General features: G+C 43.1%; 2 protein-coding genes. One reads left to right on the top strand and one right to left on the bottom strand.

Features of this window, described 5'->3' with window-relative positions:
• Window positions 1–150 precede the first annotated feature (150 nt).
• Window positions 151–786, top strand: coding sequence for a hypothetical protein (locus RW114_RS20595; protein ID WP_340124599.1), 636 nt, complete (start codon window positions 151–153; stop codon window positions 784–786).
• Between the two features lie 181 nt (window positions 787–967).
• Here RW114_RS20595 and smbP read toward each other — a convergent pair whose 3' ends face one another.
• Entirely contained in the window at window positions 968–1,273 is a 306-nt protein-coding gene (gene smbP, locus RW114_RS20600) for a small metal-binding protein SmbP (protein ID WP_340124600.1), read from the bottom strand.
• Window positions 1,274–1,469: the final 196 nt, after the last annotated feature.

A 1,469-nucleotide genomic window follows, 5' to 3' on the forward strand; every position in this document is an offset into this window, starting at 1 on the left:
TGCGAAAAAAAATGAATTCCTTGACCCAAGTTGAACACGTAGAGTAAAAACTCACTTCCATCGATGCGTTAGGTTTTAGGTGTTCAAGTTCGGCCAGAATTGGTGTTCAAATTAATCAGAATACGCAGTGGTGCATTTATGCAGGATGTTATGCAATCACTGCAGGGTTTGGGCTTGAATTTATCAGGTCCTAGTCCTACCAGCACATCAACTACAAGTAGCACTACCCCAAGCGTTTCAGCAACGTCAACTGATGTTGGTCACGCATTGCACACATTTATGCATGATTTGCATCAATCGTTAAGACAAAGCGGAGTAGCGCAGCAACAACAGTCAACGACTACTGATAGTAACGTGCCTTCTTCTATCCATAATGGATACAGTGATGTGGTATCGAATTTACAGAGTTTGATTGGTTCGCTTAATAACACCAGCGGAACCGCTGTATCAAATAGTACTGACGCTACATTGAAAACTGATTTTTCTAATCTCGTTAGCTCAATGGGGGGTTCAACTTCATCTACTTCTCCAACATTGCAAAATTTTTTAAGCAATTTAGAAGCTAATGTTGATGGGGCCGCTGGGGCTAGTGGGACTACAGGGACTACCGGAACCAATGCCAGTAAACTGCAAACAGATTTTTCTAATCTCCTGAGTGCGATTGGGGGAGTATCTTCTTCATCGTCTTCAACACCTACATTACAAGATTTTCTAAACAAAATGGCAAGTAATGCAAGTAATGCGGGGCAAAGTGGAGCAGGATCCCTTTTTTCAGCGAAAGTTTAAACGGCGATAAAGACAAGGCAGGAAAAGGTGTTGTACGCATGCAATTTAGGTAGATTGCATGCGTATGAACTTCTGACCTAATTAGACGATTGTATCTATTGTATCGATTGTAGTTTGAGTAGGATTCGAATTGCTTGAAGCACTAGCTGGTGCAGTCGATTGGTTTGCTAAGATAGTGACCTTATTTGTTGCCAGCCTGAAGTAAGCCCAAAGCCTTTTCGAGGGGTATAACCGCTGTTTTGGCATCACCTGTATTGCCTGCAACAATGGCTTTTTCCAGCTCATCCACGGCGGATTTTATTTCGGATTTTAAATGCCCCTTTGCCACATTTTCTGCCATTTTTGCGTGTTCCAGTGCTTTTTCCGCATGTTCGACCAATGCTGGCGCTTTGCCTGCCTTGCCTTGAGCTATGGCGGCACTGGTATGTTCTATTGCGGCGAATGCATGTTCTTCGGCGAAAACTGCTGTACTAAGAAATGTGCCTATTACTCGATGTTCAAGTTTTTAAATTTTTTGCAGCCTGATTCTTGGAAAATTATCCAGCAGCACGGTACTGTAGCGAAACCGTCGGCCCTAAACGCCCCAAATCCCTCCCAACCATATGTTTTCCAGAAGGCATTAACTGAAAAACCTCATCAATAAGTCCAGCCAATTCTTTGAGCTTAGCCGCAGGATTCTTATC

The organism is Methylobacter svalbardensis (genome assembly GCF_037671525.1).
GTDB classification, from domain to species: Bacteria; Pseudomonadota; Gammaproteobacteria; order Methylococcales; family Methylomonadaceae; genus Methylobacter_A; species Methylobacter_A svalbardensis.

Excerpts from the sequence above, each read along its gene's own strand:
- RW114_RS20595 (WP_340124599.1), top strand. The coding sequence starts at position 151 with ATGCAATCACTGCAGGGTTTGGGCTTGAATTTATCAGGTCCTAGTCCT.